This window comes from Promicromonospora sp. MS192 (assembly GCF_049532985.1).
Lineage (GTDB): Bacteria > Actinomycetota > Actinomycetes > Actinomycetales > Cellulomonadaceae > Promicromonospora.
This window is the reverse complement of sequence record NZ_CP186693.1, coordinates 1,760,018-1,774,925: the sequence shown is the minus strand read 5'-3', so window position 1 is coordinate 1,774,925 and position 14,908 is coordinate 1,760,018. Positions and strand designations below refer to the sequence as shown.

Sequence of the window (14,908 nt, the reverse complement as noted above, 5' to 3'; positions counted from 1 at the left end):
CGTCGGGCTACTTGCCGCCGGTCGTGGCGATCCCCTGGACGATGTACCGCTGGCCGAGGAGGAACACCACGAACACCGGGACCAGGCTGACCACAGACATCGCGAACAGCGGCCCCCAGCTGCTGGCGCTGGTCGAGTCGACCAGCGAGCGCAGCGCGACCGACGTGCTGAACATGGCCGGGTCGGTGAGGTAGATGAGCTGGGTGAAGAAGTCGTTCCAGGTCCAGATGAACGTGAAGATCGTGGTGGTCACCAGGGCCGGGCGCATGAGCGGCAGCAGGATCTGGGCGTAGATCCGGAAGAACCCGGCGCCGTCGATCCGGGCGGCCTCGTCGAGCTCGCGCGGGATGCCGCGGATGAACTGGACCATGAGGAACACGAAGAACGCGTCCGTGGCGAGCAGCTTGGGCACGATGAGCGGCCAGAACGTGTTGACCCAGCCGAGCTGGGAGAAGATCACGTACTGCGGCACGATCACCACGTGGATGGGCAGCATGATGGTCACCAGCATGATGCCGAAGAACACCCGCCGTCCGCGGAACCGCAGCCGGGCGAACGCATAGGCCGCCATGGAGCACGACACGAGGTTGCCGACGATGGCGCCGAGCGCGATGAGGCTGGAGTTGACCAGGTACCGGCTGAACGGCAGGCCGGCGCTGTCCCAGCCCTCGACGAAGTTGGCGAGGTCGTCGCCCGCCGGCCACAGGCCGGGCGAGGTGAAGATGTCCGGCTCGTCGCGGACGGCGCTGACGAGCATCCAGGCCAGCGGGTAGGTCATCGCCAGCCCGATCAGGATGACGACGAGGTGCTTGGTCGCGGTCTTGAGCGTGTCAGTCGTCATAGAACACCCAGAATCGTGAGGCCCAGAAGTTGATGGCGGTGAAAGCGGCGACGATCACCAGCAGCACCCAGGCCATGGCGGACGCGTACCCCATCTGGAAGTTGCCGAATCCGGTCTGGTAGAGGTACAGCGTGAAGAACATCGTCGAGTCGGACGGTCCGCCGGTACCGCCGGACACGATGAAGGCCTGCGTGAACGCCTGGAAGGCGTGGATGATCTGCAGCACCACGTTGAAGAAGATGATCGGCGTGATCATCGGCAGCGTGATCCGCGCGAACCGCGCCCAGCGCCCGGCGCCGTCCACGGCCGCCGCCTCGTAGAGCGAGACGGGCACCTGCCGCAGGCCGGCCAGGAAGATGACCATGGGGGCGCCGAACGTCCAGACGTTCAGCACCACGAGCGTGCCGAGCGCGGTGTCGGGGTCGGCGACCCAGGCGGGGGCGTCGTGCACGCCGAGCAGCGCGAGCCCCTGGTTGACCAGGCCGTCCGCGCCGAACAGCCGCCGCCACAGCACGGCCACGGCCACGGACCCGCCCAGCAGCGAGGGCAGGTAGTACACCGACCGGTAGAAGGCCAGGCCGCGCATCCCCCGGTTGAGCACCACGGCGATGCCCAGGGCGGCGGCGAGCTGGAGCGGCACGGAGACGAACACGTAGGCGAAGGTGACGCCCAGCGAGTTGAGCAGGCGTTCGTCGTCGAGCATCTGCACGTAGTTGTCCAGGCCGAGGAACTCGGGCGGCTGGAGCAGGTTGTAGTCCGTGAGCGAGACGTAGAGCGAGGCCACCATGGGACCGGCCGTGATGAGCACGAGGCCCGCGAGCCACGGCACCAGGAAGAGGTAGGCGGCACGCTCCTCCTTGCGGGCGGCCTCGCTCAGCACCTCCGAACCGCCCTGCCTGCGCAGCGTGCGCAGCTCGCCGAGCGCGCTCATCGCAGCACCCGCGCGGCCTGCTCGAAGAACTCGGTGGCGGCGGCCGAGACGGTCGCCTCGCCGAAGCCGATGTCCTGGTCGAGCTTGACGAACAGCGTGAGCAGCTCGTTGTAGCCCAGCGGCCAGGCCGGGGGCGCGGGCGGGACGGAGCCCGCGATGCGGCCCACGTAGTCGACGGCGCGCTGCTCGGCGGACCCGGCGTCCAGGTCCAGCAGGCCGATGGCGCGCTGCGACGGCGGCACGCCGAGCACGATGCCGAGCGTGCGGATCGCGTCGTCGTCGTTCACGAGGAAGTCGATGATCCGGGCCGCCTCGTCGGGCTGCGAGCTCGTGGACGCGATGGACCAGAAGTCCAGGCACTTGACGAACAGGCCCGAGCTGCCGGTTCCGGCGGTGGGCGGCGTCAGGATGTCGAGGGGGCCGTCGAGGAACGGCTGCACGAACGCGACCTGCTGCACCCAGCCGAAGCCCACCGCCGTGGTGCCCTTGGCCAGCGGCCAGGTGTCGAAGCCCGCGACCTCGGCCGACACGGCCGCCGGGGGCGCACCCCGGTTCGCCCGCAGGTCGTCCCAGTAGGCCCACCACTCCTCGAGCACGCCCTGGTCGAACGCGAGGTCGGAGCCGTCCGGCGTGAACATCTCGGTGCCGTGCTCGCGCACGTACGACTCGAAGAGCTGGAGGCTGCCGCCCTGGTCCATGGACCCGTAGACGTCGTCGCGCGCGGCGCCGACCTCCTTGGCCCAGGTGCCGAAGTCGGCCCAGGTCCACGTCTCGTCGACGTCGGGCACGCCGAGCGCCGCCACCAGGTCGCGGTTGACGAAGGCGGCGTTGGCGATGGAGCTCTGGCTGATGCCGTAGTAGGTGCCGTCGATCCGGGCGCTGTCGGCGATGTCGGGGGCCATGTCGTCGATGTGGATCGCCGAGCCGAGGTAGGCCGACAGGTCGGTCAGGGCGCCGCGGTCGGCGTAGTCGGCGAGGTAGCTCATCGACATCCGCATCACGTCGGGCGCGGAGCGGCCGGCCGTCTGCGTCGCGAGGCGGTCCCAGTAGTCGTCGAACGCCGAGAACTGGGCCACGACGTCCACGTCCGCGTGCTTGCGGCCGTAGAGGCGGACGAGCTCCTGCATCGCCTCGTGGACGGGGTCTCCCCCGTACCAGCTCAGGCCTGGTCTGCCCGGTGGCGAGCCGGTGGGGCGGCAGGCCGCGAGGGACGCCGCCGCGAGCCCGGCCAGGGTCACGCCCAGGAGCTGGCGGCGGGTGAGGTCGGGGGTCATGCGGTGGCTCCGTCCGGGTCGAAGGCCCAGTTGTGGGGCGCGCGCTTGGCCGTGTACGCGCCGGCGGGCAGCTCGTCCTGGGCGCGGAGCATCCACTGCGTCAGGCGCCACAGCAGGTCGGCGCGGTCGGCGGCGTGGGCGGGGTCGTGGAACAGGTCGTGCACCTCGGCCGGGTCGGCGGCGAGGTCGTACAGCTCGCCGCTGCCGTCGCTGTGCACGATGAGCTTGAGGTCGCCGCGCCGCAGCATCCGCGAGCGCCCGCTCTGGGTCACGGTGTTGAGCTCGTCGAACGTGCGGCCCTCGTACGGGAAGTGCAGGGGCGGGCGTTCGTCGGCGCGGTAGGTGAGACCGCCGAAGCCGCGTTCGGCGTAGAGGTCGTCGAACTCGGGTGACGTGCGCCCGGGGTCGAGCAGGAGGGGTGCGAGGCTGCGGCCGGTGGCGCCGTCGGGGACGGCGGAGCCGACCAGCTCGGCGACGGTGGGCAGGATGTCCACGATCGAGACCAGCTCGGCGCGGGTGCGGGCGGCGACCGGGCCGCCGCTGAAGAAGAACGGGATGCGCATGAGCACCTCCGGCATGCCGGCGCCCTTGCGCTGCAGGCCGTACTCGGCCACGTAGTCGCCGTGGTCGCTCACCATGATGACCAGCACGTCGTCGCCGAGCGTGGTCCAGACGTGCTCCATGAGCCGCCGCACCTGGTCGTCCAGGAGGCGCAGCTGGCCGCAGTAGTTGGCGCGGTAGCGGGCGCGCTCGTCGTCGTAGCCGGGGCGCTTCTCCTCGGTGAGCTCCTGGAGCCAGGCCCAGTGCCCGCCCTTGGCACGCGCGACGTCCGGTCCGTGCAGGCGCTCAGGGATCTGCTCGGCCGGGAACATGCTGAAGTACGGCTCGGGCACCTGGTAGGGGTTGTGGGGCTCGGGGAAGGAGACCCACAGGAACGTGGGCACGGACGGGTCGGTGCCCGAGATCTCGTCCATGGCGTCGGACACGATGCGGTACGGGAGCGAGGCCTCGAGCGGGAAAGGGGTGGGCTCGTGGGCGACGCCGTGGTCCAGCTCGTCGAGCCACCGGTCGAACGCCTCGTGCTGCGGGTTCCGCTCGGGTCCGTCGGTGTGGAAGTAGGGCCCCCGGTAGGCGTCGAAGTCGTCCGGACCGCGGTGCATGTGCGGCTTCCCGGCGAACACCCGCCGGTATCCCGCCTCGCCCAGCACGTCGAGCAGGTCACGGTCGTAGGACGCCGCCTCGGCGGTGCTGTTCTGGGTCACCCGGTGGGCGGACGGGAACCGGCCCGTCAGGAGGCTCTCCCGCGCGGGCACGCACAACGGCGAGCTGGTGTAGCCGCACTGGAAGTCGGTCCCCTGCTCCGCGAGGTGGTCCAGGAACGGGGTCGTGTCGAGGGGGAACCCGGCACGGGCCGAGAGGTCGGCCCGGTGCTGGTCGGTCATGATCAGCACGATGTGGGGCGCTGCTGCGGGCGCGTTCATCGTTCTTCCTTCCACTGTGGAGCTCAGCCTTCCGTCACGGTGATGTCGCGCCAGCTCCCGGTGCCGGTCTGTGCGCGGACCCCGACGGCGCCGTGGGTGAAGCAGCCGGGGTCGGTGTGCGTCAGCTCGACGGGCGCGGCGCTGCCGCCCGACGGCGTCCCGGTCACGGTGAAGGTGCAGCCGTGCGCCTCGACCGTCACGTGGTACCAGGTGCCTCGGGCGAGCCCGCCGGGGATCGGGACGCCGGCCAGCGGGGTCCACGTGCCGTCCATCCTGCCGAGGGACAACGCGCTGGTGGAGACACCGACGTAGTACCCGTCGAAGCGGTCGGCGCCGACCCGGGGATCGGTGACCCGCACCACGAAGCCGGCCTGGGGCCCGGTGTCGATCCGGACGTCACCCTCCAGCGTGTAGTCGGTCCACCCGGTGTTGCCCGCGACGGCCTTGTTGCCGTCGCTGCCGCCGCAGGTCTCGGAGAACACGCCGTCCGCCGTGGTCCAGCAGCCTCCGTAGTCGATCCAGCCCGACTGGCCGTCGTCGAACGCGCTGGCGTACGGGAGCTGACCCACGGAGCGCGTGGCCGTACCCTCCATGCAGCCGGTGGAGCCGACGGCGGTGGCCGCCGTGTAGCGGACCGAGGTCGCGTCAGGGCTGAGCAGCAGGTTGGGGCTGTAGCTCGTGCTGCACGCCTCGGCCTGGGCGGTGCGTGGCTGGAACGGGGCCGGCATCCAGGTCCAGGGTCCCTGGCCGTCGGGCGGGCCGACGAAGATCGCCTGCCGGTCCTCGCGCGTGAACGCGTCGTCCGCGGCGAAGCGGGTGCGCATGCCGGTCAGCAGGAGCTGCCCGTCGGGTCCGCCCTCGGGAGTCCAGACCACGTACGGGCTGCTGCCCAGGTACCGGCCGTCCGTGGTGACCGCCATCGTGCCGAGGTCGGCAGGTCCGGAGCCCCACGTCTCCCCGCCGTCGGTGGACGTCTTGGTGTAGGCCTCGCAGTTGCGGCCGTCGCCGCAGATCTCGTAGGCCAGCACCATGGTCCCGTCCGGGAGGGTCGCCACCGTGGGCATCCCGGGCCGGTCGGTGGCCACGTCGCTGCGCACGTCGACGACGAGGCCGGGGCTGAAGTTCGTCGACCCGTCGGGGTTCGCGCTCCAGGTCACACCACCGTCGTTCGACACCATGTGCGCGAGCACCTGGGCGTGCTCCGGCTCGGTCCGCTCGTCGGAGAAGTACATGGCGAGCTGCCCCGCGCCGTTGACCGTGAGGAAGGGCTCCCAGACGCCCGAGCCGCCGTGCGGTGCGCCGATGCTCCCGCCGCCGGTCTGCAGGATCGACTGGAAGGTCCAGCTCGCGCCGTGGTCGGTGCTGCGCCACAGGACGAAGTCGGTCCGGACCTTCTCGCTCGGCGCGATGTTCCCCGCCAGGAGCAGCGTCCCTGCCGGGAACTCCCCCATCGCCGTGGGCAGCTCGAAGAGGAACGGCTGCCAGAACTGGTCGGACGGGTGGTTGGTGCCGGTCAGCGGGTCGGTCAGCGTGCTGAGGGTGGTCCAGGTCGCACCGTCGTCGGTGGACCGCCGGATGACGAAGTTGCTCGGAGTGCCGTCCGTGGTCGCGTGCTCGAAGGTGCCGATCAGGGTGCCGTTCGCAGAACCGCTGTGCTCGAGCCGGATGATCCGCGGGTAGGCGAGACGCTCCGTCGTCGAGGAGCGCGTGTACATGCTCTCGCCCAGGTCGTTCGCCGAGGCGCTCCGGAGCTGCAGGGCGCCGAGCATGCTCAGCAGCATCACCACCGCGGCCAGCGCACCGACCCGCCGTGCCGCACGCGGCGCAGGAACCTCTCGCATGGTGCCTCTCCTTCGAGTCCCCGGCCCCGGGAAACGGTCCGGTCGCAGCCTTGCCTCGATGCAAGCCTTCGGGGCGAGACCTTATCCAGTAGGCTTGCCTCGATGCAATATCTCGATGCCACAGGGAGGTCGCATTGGGCCGGCGCGAAGACGTCGCACGCCTCGCCGGAGTCTCCGCGCGCACGGTGTCGAACGTGGTCAGCGGTACCGTCAACGTCGCTGCCGACACCCGCCAGCGGGTGCTCGCGGCCATCGAGGAGCTCGACTACAGGCCGAGCGAGATCGGCCGGATGCTGCGGTCGGGCCGCACCGGCATGGCCGCGCTGGTGGTCCCGGACCTCGACAACCCCTACTTCGCGGAGCTCGCCCGCACGCTCATCGAGGCCGCCCGGCACCAGGGCTACACGCTCATGATCGAGCAGACCGACGGCGTCCGGGAGCGCGAGCGGGAGCTGCTCGCGCGGGCCGACACCAAGGCGATCTTCGACGGTCTCATCGTGAGCCCCCTCGGCCTCACCGACGACGACCTGTCCCGGTCGTCGCGCACGCAGCGGCCCGTGGTGCTGCTGGGCGAGGAGTCCCACCCCGGGTTCGACCACGTCCACATCGACAACTTCGCGGCCGCACGCACCGCCGTCGAGCACCTGCTGGCGACCGGTCGCCGGCGTGTGGTGGCCGTCGGCGCGCAGCGCACCGGGGAGTCGTCAAGCTCGCTGCGGCTGGCCGGCTTCGAGGCCGCGATGGGCGCGGCACCCTCGGCGTCGGGCGACGTCGCCTACGTCGACTCGTTCACCCGGCGCGGCGGGGCCGAGGCGACGCGGGCCCTCCTGCGCCGCGGCGTCCTGCCCGACGCCCTGTTCTGCTTCTCCGACCTGCTCGCGCTCGGCGCCCTGCGCGCCCTGCACGACGCCGGGATCTCCGTGCCCGAGCAGGTCGCCGTGGTGGGCTTCGACGACATCGAGGACGGGCGCTACGGCAACCCCAGCCTCACGACGATCTCGCCGGACAAGGCGGCGATCGCGCAGGCCGCGATCGACGCGCTCGTCCGGCGGATCGGCGGCGACGACGGCGAGGCGGTGCGCGTCATCACGCCGCACCGCCTCGTCGTCCGCGAGAGCACCGGGGTGCGTCCCGGCTAGCCGGGCCCGCTCAGCGCGACATGTCAGACAGCGGCACGTCCCGCATCGGCAGGTCCGACAGCGGCACTGCCGCGGGCCGCTCGCACCGGCTCTCGACGGGCACCGTCGTGCCGCTGCCGGCCGACTCGAGCAGCGCCGTCATGATCTCCAGCACGTGGTACGCGAGCTCGCCGCCGGCCCGCGGGGGCATGCCGTCCGGCGTGGTCGCGAGGTCGGCGACGCCGTAGCCGCGCCCGGCGTCGCGGTAGCCGGCGCTCGGCGGCAGGGTCACCCAGGAGCCGCCCAGCTCGTGCAGCTCGACGTCGCCGTCGAACTGGTTGGGGTCGGGCACCACGAGCGAGCCGGCCTGCCCGTGCACCTCGATGTTCGACGCGCGCGTCGCGACCGAGTCGAAGCTCATCACCAGGGTCGACAGCGCGCCGGAGACGTGCCGCAGCACGCCCGTCACGTGCGTGTCGACGTCGACCGGCACGGTCTGGCCGGCCCGCGGGCCCGAGCCGATCGTGCGTGTCGCACGGGTGTGGCTCGCGGCTCCCACCACCGACTCGACCGGGCCGAGCAGCGTGACCAGCGTGGTCACGTAGTACGGCCCCATGTCGAGCAGCGGCCCGCCGCCGGGCTGGTAGTAGAAGTCGGGGTTCGGGTGCCAGCGCTCGTGGCCGGGCGTCGTCATGGTCGCGGTGGCCGCGACCGGCAGCCCGATCACGCCGTCGTCGATCGCCTTGCGCGCCGTCTGGACGCCCGTGCCGAGCACCGTGTCGGGTGCGCAGCCCACGCGCACCCCGGCCGCGCGGGCGGCGTCGAGGACCGCGCGCGCCTCGGCGGGCGTGGCCGCCAGCGGCTTCTCGCCGTAGACGGACTTGCCGCCGGCGATGGCCCGGAGGGCGACCTCGGCGTGGGCGGCGGGGATGGTCAGGTTCAGCACGAGGTCGACCTCGGGGTCGTTCACCAGCTCGTCCACGGTGAGCGCGCGCACGCCCTGGTCGGCGGCCACGGACGCCGCCCGGGCGGCGTCCAGGTCGGCGACGGCGACGAGCCGCACGGCCGCCAGCCGCTCGAAGGTGGACAGGTACTGGCCGGCGATCGCCCCGACCCCGACGATCCCGACGTTCAGCGGCTGGCCCACAGGATGCCCCTCTCGATGACGGTGCGGACGTTCGGGTCCTGGACGACGGCGAGCTCGTGGCCCGGCGTCGAGACGAAGACGCGGCCCTCGCCCCACTGCCGCGTCCAGATCGCCGGGCAGGTGACCGGCCGGTGCCACGGGTCGAAGTCGCGCGCAGCGAGCGTCGTGGTCGCCAGCACGTCGTTGTACTCGTCGGTCAGCACCCAGTACTGCTCGGTCGTCAGCTCGAAGTCGCCGATCCCGGCGACGATCGGGTGGTCGGCCCGCTCGGGCACGATCTCGATCGTGTGCCGCACGAAGTTGTCGGCCGCCTCCCCCGCCAGCCCCTCGCGGGGCGCCCGCGGCGGGTGCGCCGCGAACTGCCCGCCGACGAGCTGCAGGTAGTCGGAGCTGTTGCGGTAGGAGTCGGCGATGCCGCCGTGCCACCCCGCCAGCCCCGTGCCGCTCGCCACGGCGGCCATCAGCCCGCGCAGCTCGTCGGTCTCGATCGTGCTCATCGTGTTCGTCTGGACGATCAGGTCCACGCCGGCCAGGTAGCCGGCGTCGGCGTAGACCGCCGTCGTGTCCTCGACGCGGACGTCGTAGCCCTGCTCGGTCAGGAACGGGATGAACGAGTCGGTCGTCTCGACGGGCTGGTGGCCCGTCCATCCGCCGCGCACGATCAGCGCCCGCTTCTCCATCGAAGTCGCCATCTACCGCTCCACTCCACAAGTTGCGCAACATACGGACCCTCTGGGTGCCGCACCTCTTGATACATGAGGACTTTTGCCGTTTCAAGACCCAATTAGTTGCGCAACTTCTGCGCGCGGTCCTACCGTCGACCCCATGGAGAACGCGCGCCGCACCACGCTGGCCGACGTCGCCCGCGCCGCCGGGACGACGGTTCCCACGGTGTCCAAGGTGCTCGGCGGCCGCTCCGACGTCTCCGCCGGGACCCGGGCGCGCGTCATGCGCGTCGTGGCCGAGCTCGGGTACCGCGGCCGCGCGGGCCGGGGCGTGCCCCCCGACGCCGGGCGGCCGCCGTTCGTCGACCTCGTGCTCAGCGGCATCGAGGGCACCTGGGCCAACCGGGCGCTGAGCGGTGTGGAGCGCGCCGCCGCGGAGGCGGGCGTCGACGTGGTCGTCTCGGTCGCCCGGCCGCCCGACGACGCCTGGCTCACCCGCCTGCTGGCCCGCCGGCTGCGCGGCGCCGTGCTGGCCCTCGTCGACACGACGCCCGACCAGCTCGCGACGCTCGCCGCGGCCCGCATGCCCGTGGTGCTGCTCGACCCGGTGCGGCAGCCGCCCGGCACCGTGGCGAGCGTCGGGGCCGCCAACTGGGCCGGCGGGCGCGCCGCCGCCGAGCACCTGCTCGCGCTCGGGCACCGGCGGCTCGGGGTCCTCGCCGGGCAGCGCACCCACCTCTACAGCCAGGCGCGCGTCGACGGCTTCCGGTCGGCCGTCACCCAGGCGGGCCTCGACCTGGCCGACGACCGCGTGGTGCACACCGACTGGCGGCGGGCGCCCTCCCGGGCCAGGGCGGCCGAGCTCCTGCGCGGCGCCGACGGGCCGACGGCCGTCTTCGCGTGCTCGGACGCGATCGCGCTCGGCGTGTACGACGCGGCCGCCGAGCTGGGCCTGCGGATCCCGCAGGACCTCAGCGTGGTCGGGTTCGACGACCTGCCGGAGGCGGAGTGGGCCACCCCCGCGCTGACCACCGTGCACCAGCCGATCGCCGAGATGGGCGGCGCCGCCCTGCGCATGCTCCTGCGCCTCGGCGCGGACCAGCCGCCCGAGGCGCCCCGCGAGGAGCTGGCGACGCGCCTCGTGGTGCGCGGCTCGACCGCCGCCGCGCCCTGACCGCCGGCCTCAGGCGCCGATCGGCGCCAGGCGCACCAGCGGGTCCGGGCTGTGCACGCCGCGCGGCCGGTAGCCCAGGCTGTCCGCGAGGCCCAGGAGGTCGGCGAGGTACCAGACGATGGCGAGCCACATCTCGGTGCCCTGGAGCCCGGGCACGCCGTCCGGGCCGGGGTCGTCGGGGGCGAAGGCGAAGCCCGCGCCGTCCGACCAGTGGCCGAGCGCCCGCCGGAGCTGCGCCCGGGCCCAGCCCGCGCCCTCCGCGCGGCGGTGGCTCGTCTGCCGGGCCGCGAGCCAGAGCGGGTGCACGACGTCCAGGACGTTGCAGGCGGTGTAGCCCGCGGGCGTGGCCAGGTGCGGGTCCGCCGCGTGCTCCAGGACCGTGCCGACCGCCGCGTCGGGGTACGGCAGCGGGAGCCCGAGCTGGGCGTACGTGCCGCGGGTCAGGCGGTAGAAGCCGTTGACCGCCTGGAGCCAGCGCGGTGCCGGCTGCGGGGCGCCCCACAGCCCCGTGGCCGGGTCGGCGCGCGCCGTCAGCCAGCCCAGCAACGGGTACAGCGGGCCGACGCCGCCGTCGTCGAACCGGTCGGCGAAGTCCGTGATGTTCAGGGCGCAGCCCGTGGCCACCGCGTCGACGGCGGCGCCGCTGCCCCAGGCCCCGGCGCCCCAGTCCCGGGCCTCCAGCGCCCGGACCAGGTCGCGCCCGGACATGCGGTGCACGGCGTGCACGGGATGGGGCAGCCGCCCGCCGAGCAGCCGGACCGCGTACCCGACGCTGAGGACGTGGTAGCCGGCGCTGCCGTCGAACGGGTCCAGCGGCTCGCCGTCCGTCCCGGGGCCGGCCAGGCCCGCGTCGGCGAGGTCTCCGTCGGGCACGAGGCCCGTGACCGGGTCCTGCCGGTGGGTGAGCCGCCGGGCCAGGTCCGCGGCCTCGAACCCGGCCGGCGGGGCGCCCAGCAGCAGGTCGGCGATCTCGACGGCGTCCGCCCACGGCCGCACGGCCGGTCGGCGCGGGCCTGCGAGGGCCGCCGGGCGGTCGACGAACCGCCCGTCCTCGAAGCACCGTGCGAGCACGGCGCCCGCCTGGTCGCGCACGCGGTCGCCGAAGGCCCGCAGCTCGGCGGCGAGGTCGGACGCCCCGGCGGCAGCCGCGTCCGCGCGGCGGTCCCGCAGGACCCGCGCCGGGTTGCCCGCGACCACGGCCCAGTCGGGCACGTCGCGGGTGACCACCGCGCCCGCCCCGACCACCGCGTGGTCGCCCACGGTGACGCCGTCGAGGATCGTGACGTTCGAGCCGACCCACACGTCGTCGCCGAGCACGATGCCCTTGCTCCAGGTGTCCTGCCGGTGGATCGGCAGGTCGGTACCCATGCTGTGGTTGAACCCGAGGATCGAGGTGTGGGCGCCGATCCGCACACCGTCGCCCGCCCGGACGTCGCCGCGGACCACGGCGTACGGGTTGACCGAGCAGTCCGCGCCGAGGGTCACCTCCCCCGTGAGGTAGGCGTGGGCGGCGACGTAGGTGCGGTCGCCGAGGGCGAGCCGGTCGCAGAAGACGGCCGCACCGGGTGCCACGAAGACACCCTCGCCGATCCGGGCGCCGACCGCGACGAGCTCTCGCCGCCGGGCGTCCTGGGCCGCGCCCTCCGGGGACGCGGGGTCGTACTCCCAGGGCAGGTAGTCGATCCGTCGGGCGCCGTCGGCCGGGGTGGGGTGCACGCGCGCCACCCTATCCGGGCGCTGGGCCACGCCGGTCGGCGCCCGGGTGCGTAGGGTGGCGACGGTACGCACGCGGTCAGGAGGAGAACGGTGAGCACGCACGGGCAGGCGGAGACAGGCCAGGGCTGCGGGTGCGGGTGCGGCACCCCGGGGCGGGACGCGTTCGTGCAGATCGGCAGCCGCCCGGCCGACGCCGCCCCCGCCGCACCGGCACCCGGCCGGCACCTCGTCGAGCAGGTGCAGGTGCCCGCCGGCACCTTCACCATGGGTGACTCGTCGGGCGACGAGAACCCCGGCGACGGCGAGACACCCCGGCACGAGGTCACCCTCGACGCGTTCGAGATCGACGCCACCACGGTCACCACCGCCGACTTCGCGCGGTTCGTGCAGGACACCGGGTACCGCACCGAGGCCGAGACCTTCGGCTTCTCCGCGGTGTTCCACCTCGCGGTGGCGGCCGACCCCGCCGACATCATGGGCCAGGCCGACGCCACTCCCTGGTGGTTCGGCGTCCAGGGCGCCGACTGGGCCCACCCCGGCGGCCCCCGGTCCGACGTCGACGGCCTGGCCGACCACCCCGTCACCCACGTGAGCTGGAACGACGCCCAGGCCTACTGCGACTGGGCGGGCCGCCGCCTGCCCACCGAGGCCGAGTGGGAGTACGCGGCCCGTGGAGGGCTCGACGGCGCGAAGTACCCCTGGGGCGACGCCGAGGTGGACGAGGGCGGCTGGCGCGCCAACATCTGGCAGGGCGCCTTCCCCCGCGACAACACCCTGGAGGACGGCTGGCTCACCACCGCCCCCGTCCGCACCTTCGAACCCAACGGCTACGGGCTGTGGCAGCCGGTCGGCAACGTGTGGGAGTGGTGCCAGGACTGGTTCCACCCCGGTTACTACCGCAGCTCCCCCGGCGACAACCCGTCCGGCCCCGGCGCGGGCACCGGCCGCATCCTGCGCGGCGGGAGCTATCTGTGCCACATCTCCTACTGCAACCGTTACCGCAGCTCCGCCCGCTCCTCCAACACGCCCGACTCCTCGATGGGCAACGCCGGCTTCCGCACCGTCGCCGCCCGGTCCTAGGAGGTCCGGGGCACGACCGGGAGGCGGGGCGGCTGCCACCGCCACGTCGGGTTGCCGTCCGGTTCGACGCCCTTGCGCCACAGCGCGGCCGGCATGAGCCGGATCATCGCCGTCGTGACAGCCTGCCCGGCCCGGGACGCCGTCATGGCCCCGTCCCGGCGGGCGCCGCGCGCCGTGGCCTGGTCGCGCGGCCGCCGCTCGGCGTCGTACCGGGCCAGTGCCGCCTCGACCGTCCCCGCGGTGGCCAGCGCATGGGCGAGCACCACGGCGTCCTCCAGGCTGTGACCGGCCCCCTGGCCTCGGTCGGGGCTCATCGCGTGGGCCGCGTCGCCGAGCAGCACGGCGCGGCCGCGCACGTAGGTGGTCAGCGGCGGCAGCTCGTGGATGTCGGTCCGCAGCACGGCTCCGGCCGGGGTGGCCCGGACCAGGTCGGGCACCGGCTCGTGCCAGCCGCCGACGTGGGCCAGGGCCGCCCCGCGCTCGTCGTCGTACCGGACGCCCGGCGCAAGCTCCGTGGTGAGCAGCGCCCAGTACGCGCGGTGCCGGGCCACGGGGTGGATCAGGAACATCCGGCCCTGGCCCAGGGTCACGCTCCCGGTCAGGTCCCCGGGCAGGCCCGCGACGTCGACGACGCCGAGCCATGCCGTCCGCCCCAGGTACCGCGGCGGCCGCGCGTCGGGCCACAGACGGCCGCGGACGGCGCTGCGGATGCCGTCCGCGCCGACCACCAGGTCGCCGCGGTGCTCGGTGCCGCCGGCGACGACCGTCACCCCGGCGTCGTCCTGGCGCACGTCGGTGACCTCCACGCCGGTGCGCACGCGGTCGGCCGGGACGGCGTCCAGCAGCACCCGGTGCAGGTCGGCCCGGTGAAAGCCGAGCAGGGCCAGCGGGTCGCCGGGTCGGGCACGCTGCAGGTAGCGGCCGTGGGGCCGGCGCAGGTTGCCCGTCGAGCCCGTGGGGACGCCGACGGCACGCGCCTGGTCCGCCACGCCGAGCTCCGCCAGGGCGCGCATCGCGTTCGGTGCCTGCGACATGCCGGCGCCGACCTCCCCGAGCTCGGCGGCGCGCTCCAGCACCGTGACGTCCCAGCCCACGCGGCGCAGGCCGACGGCGGCCGCGAGCCCGCCGATGCCCGCGCCGACGACGATCGCGTGCCCTGTCGTCGTGGTCATCGTGCCGTCCTCTCGTCGGTGGTACCCGTGAGCGGCCCAGCGGCGTCGAACGCCGCCGCCATCCATGCGAAGGTGCGCTGTGCCTGGCGCACGCGGCCGTCGTTGCCCGGCCCCGCGAGCGCGACGCCGTCGCGGCTCAGGTCCAGGAACGCGGCGATCCCCTCGACCTGACGGCGCACGACGACGGACCACGCGTCGTCGGCCATCCGGTACCAGGTGGTGCGGTCGCCGGGCCGGGTACGGGAGGTCAGGAAGCCCATCATCGTCAGGAGCCGCAGGTTGGACGTGAGCGAGGCCCGGCTCGCCCCGATCGCCTCGCTGATCTGCCCGGCCGACTGCTCCGGCGGGTCACACACCATGAGCCAGCCCAGCACGCGGCCCGCGATCGGCGGTACGCCGTCGCGGGCCAGATACATCGAGACGCGCTCGACCCACTCGAGCACGGGGTCCTGCGGTTCCACGGCACCT

General features: G+C 73.6%; 13 protein-coding genes. 3 read left to right on the top strand and 10 right to left on the bottom strand.

What is annotated here, in order from left to right:
- Positions 1-7: 7 nt before the first annotated feature.
- From ACO229_RS07945 to ACO229_RS07925, 5 genes are read right to left on the bottom strand one after another with little or no spacing between them, the layout of a single operon-like run.
- On the bottom strand, positions 8-841 hold the full coding sequence (locus ACO229_RS07945) for a carbohydrate ABC transporter permease (protein WP_423464465.1): 834 nt from the start codon (positions 839-841) through the stop codon (positions 8-10).
- The gene (locus ACO229_RS07940; protein ID WP_397433393.1) at positions 831-1,772 is read right to left on the bottom strand and encodes a carbohydrate ABC transporter permease; all 942 of its coding nucleotides are present in this window, start codon (positions 1,770-1,772) and stop codon (positions 831-833) included. The genes ACO229_RS07945 and ACO229_RS07940 overlap by 11 nt, the downstream gene beginning before the upstream one ends.
- Positions 1,769-3,046: an extracellular solute-binding protein gene (locus ACO229_RS07935; protein ID WP_397433391.1), complete on the bottom strand. Its 1,278-nt coding sequence runs from the start codon at positions 3,044-3,046 to the stop codon at positions 1,769-1,771. Before ACO229_RS07935 ends, ACO229_RS07940 begins: the two co-directional genes overlap by 4 nt.
- Positions 3,043-4,527, bottom strand: a complete 1,485-nt coding sequence (locus ACO229_RS07930) for a sulfatase-like hydrolase/transferase (protein WP_423464464.1) — start codon at positions 4,525-4,527, stop codon at positions 3,043-3,045. The genes ACO229_RS07935 and ACO229_RS07930 overlap by 4 nt, the downstream gene beginning before the upstream one ends.
- A gap of 23 nt (positions 4,528-4,550) precedes the next feature.
- Complete coding sequence (locus ACO229_RS07925; protein ID WP_423464463.1) at positions 4,551-6,368, bottom strand: sialidase family protein; 1,818 nt, start codon at positions 6,366-6,368, stop codon at positions 4,551-4,553.
- A gap of 134 nt (positions 6,369-6,502) precedes the next feature.
- Between ACO229_RS07925 and ACO229_RS07920 the strand changes: the two genes are divergently transcribed.
- Positions 6,503-7,507, top strand: coding sequence for a LacI family DNA-binding transcriptional regulator (locus ACO229_RS07920; RefSeq protein WP_423464462.1), 1,005 nt, complete (start codon positions 6,503-6,505; stop codon positions 7,505-7,507).
- A 10-nt stretch (positions 7,508-7,517) separates the two neighbouring features.
- Here ACO229_RS07920 and ACO229_RS07915 read toward each other — a convergent pair whose 3' ends face one another.
- Both ACO229_RS07915 and ACO229_RS07910 read right to left on the bottom strand, forming a co-directional pair.
- Positions 7,518-8,633 (bottom strand): Gfo/Idh/MocA family protein, encoded by a 1,116-nt coding sequence (locus tag ACO229_RS07915; protein WP_423464461.1) that lies wholly within the window; start codon positions 8,631-8,633, stop codon positions 7,518-7,520.
- A complete protein-coding gene (locus ACO229_RS07910; RefSeq protein ID WP_423464460.1) occupies positions 8,618-9,325 on the bottom strand; it encodes a ThuA domain-containing protein in 708 nt (235 codons plus the stop codon). Before ACO229_RS07910 ends, ACO229_RS07915 begins: the two co-directional genes overlap by 16 nt.
- A gap of 133 nt (positions 9,326-9,458) precedes the next feature.
- Here ACO229_RS07910 and ACO229_RS07905 point away from each other — a divergent pair, with 133 nt between their 5' ends.
- Positions 9,459-10,472: a LacI family DNA-binding transcriptional regulator gene (locus ACO229_RS07905; RefSeq protein WP_423464459.1), complete on the top strand. Its 1,014-nt coding sequence runs from the start codon at positions 9,459-9,461 to the stop codon at positions 10,470-10,472.
- Positions 10,473-10,481: 9 nt separating this feature from the next.
- On the opposite strand, the gene ACO229_RS07900 is transcribed toward ACO229_RS07905, so the two are convergent.
- Entirely contained in the window at positions 10,482-12,188 is a 1,707-nt protein-coding gene (locus ACO229_RS07900; RefSeq protein ID WP_423464458.1) for a DapH/DapD/GlmU-related protein, read from the bottom strand.
- A gap of 90 nt (positions 12,189-12,278) precedes the next feature.
- Between ACO229_RS07900 and ACO229_RS07895 the strand changes: the two genes are divergently transcribed.
- Positions 12,279-13,268 carry a formylglycine-generating enzyme family protein gene (locus ACO229_RS07895; RefSeq protein WP_423464457.1) on the top strand — a complete coding sequence of 330 codons (990 nt, stop codon included), beginning with the start codon at positions 12,279-12,281 and terminating at the stop codon, positions 13,266-13,268.
- On the opposite strand, the gene ACO229_RS07890 is transcribed toward ACO229_RS07895, so the two are convergent.
- Both ACO229_RS07890 and ACO229_RS07885 read right to left on the bottom strand, forming a co-directional pair.
- Positions 13,265-14,440: an FAD-dependent monooxygenase gene (locus ACO229_RS07890; RefSeq protein WP_423464456.1), complete on the bottom strand. Its 1,176-nt coding sequence runs from the start codon at positions 14,438-14,440 to the stop codon at positions 13,265-13,267. The two genes, ACO229_RS07895 and ACO229_RS07890, sit on opposite strands and share 4 nt — an antisense overlap.
- Complete coding sequence (locus tag ACO229_RS07885; protein WP_423464455.1) at positions 14,437-14,901, bottom strand: GbsR/MarR family transcriptional regulator; 465 nt, start codon at positions 14,899-14,901, stop codon at positions 14,437-14,439. Before ACO229_RS07885 ends, ACO229_RS07890 begins: the two co-directional genes overlap by 4 nt.
- Positions 14,902-14,908: the final 7 nt, after the last annotated feature.

Excerpts from the sequence above, each read along its gene's own strand:
- ACO229_RS07925 (WP_423464463.1), bottom strand. The coding sequence starts at position 6,368 with ATGCGAGAGGTTCCTGCGCCGCGTGCGGCACGGCGGGTCGGTGCGCTG.
- ACO229_RS07890 (WP_423464456.1), bottom strand. The coding sequence starts at position 14,440 with ATGACCACGACGACAGGGCACGCGATCGTCGTCGGCGCGGGCATCGGC.
- ACO229_RS07910 (WP_423464460.1), bottom strand. The coding sequence starts at position 9,325 with ATGGCGACTTCGATGGAGAAGCGGGCGCTGATCGTGCGCGGCGGATGG.
- ACO229_RS07935 (WP_397433391.1), bottom strand. The coding sequence starts at position 3,046 with ATGACCCCCGACCTCACCCGCCGCCAGCTCCTGGGCGTGACCCTGGCC.
- ACO229_RS07930 (WP_423464464.1), bottom strand. The coding sequence starts at position 4,527 with ATGAACGCGCCCGCAGCAGCGCCCCACATCGTGCTGATCATGACCGAC.
- ACO229_RS07945 (WP_423464465.1), bottom strand. The coding sequence starts at position 841 with ATGACGACTGACACGCTCAAGACCGCGACCAAGCACCTCGTCGTCATC.
- ACO229_RS07940 (WP_397433393.1), bottom strand. The coding sequence starts at position 1,772 with ATGAGCGCGCTCGGCGAGCTGCGCACGCTGCGCAGGCAGGGCGGTTCG.
- ACO229_RS07905 (WP_423464459.1), top strand. The coding sequence starts at position 9,459 with ATGGAGAACGCGCGCCGCACCACGCTGGCCGACGTCGCCCGCGCCGCC.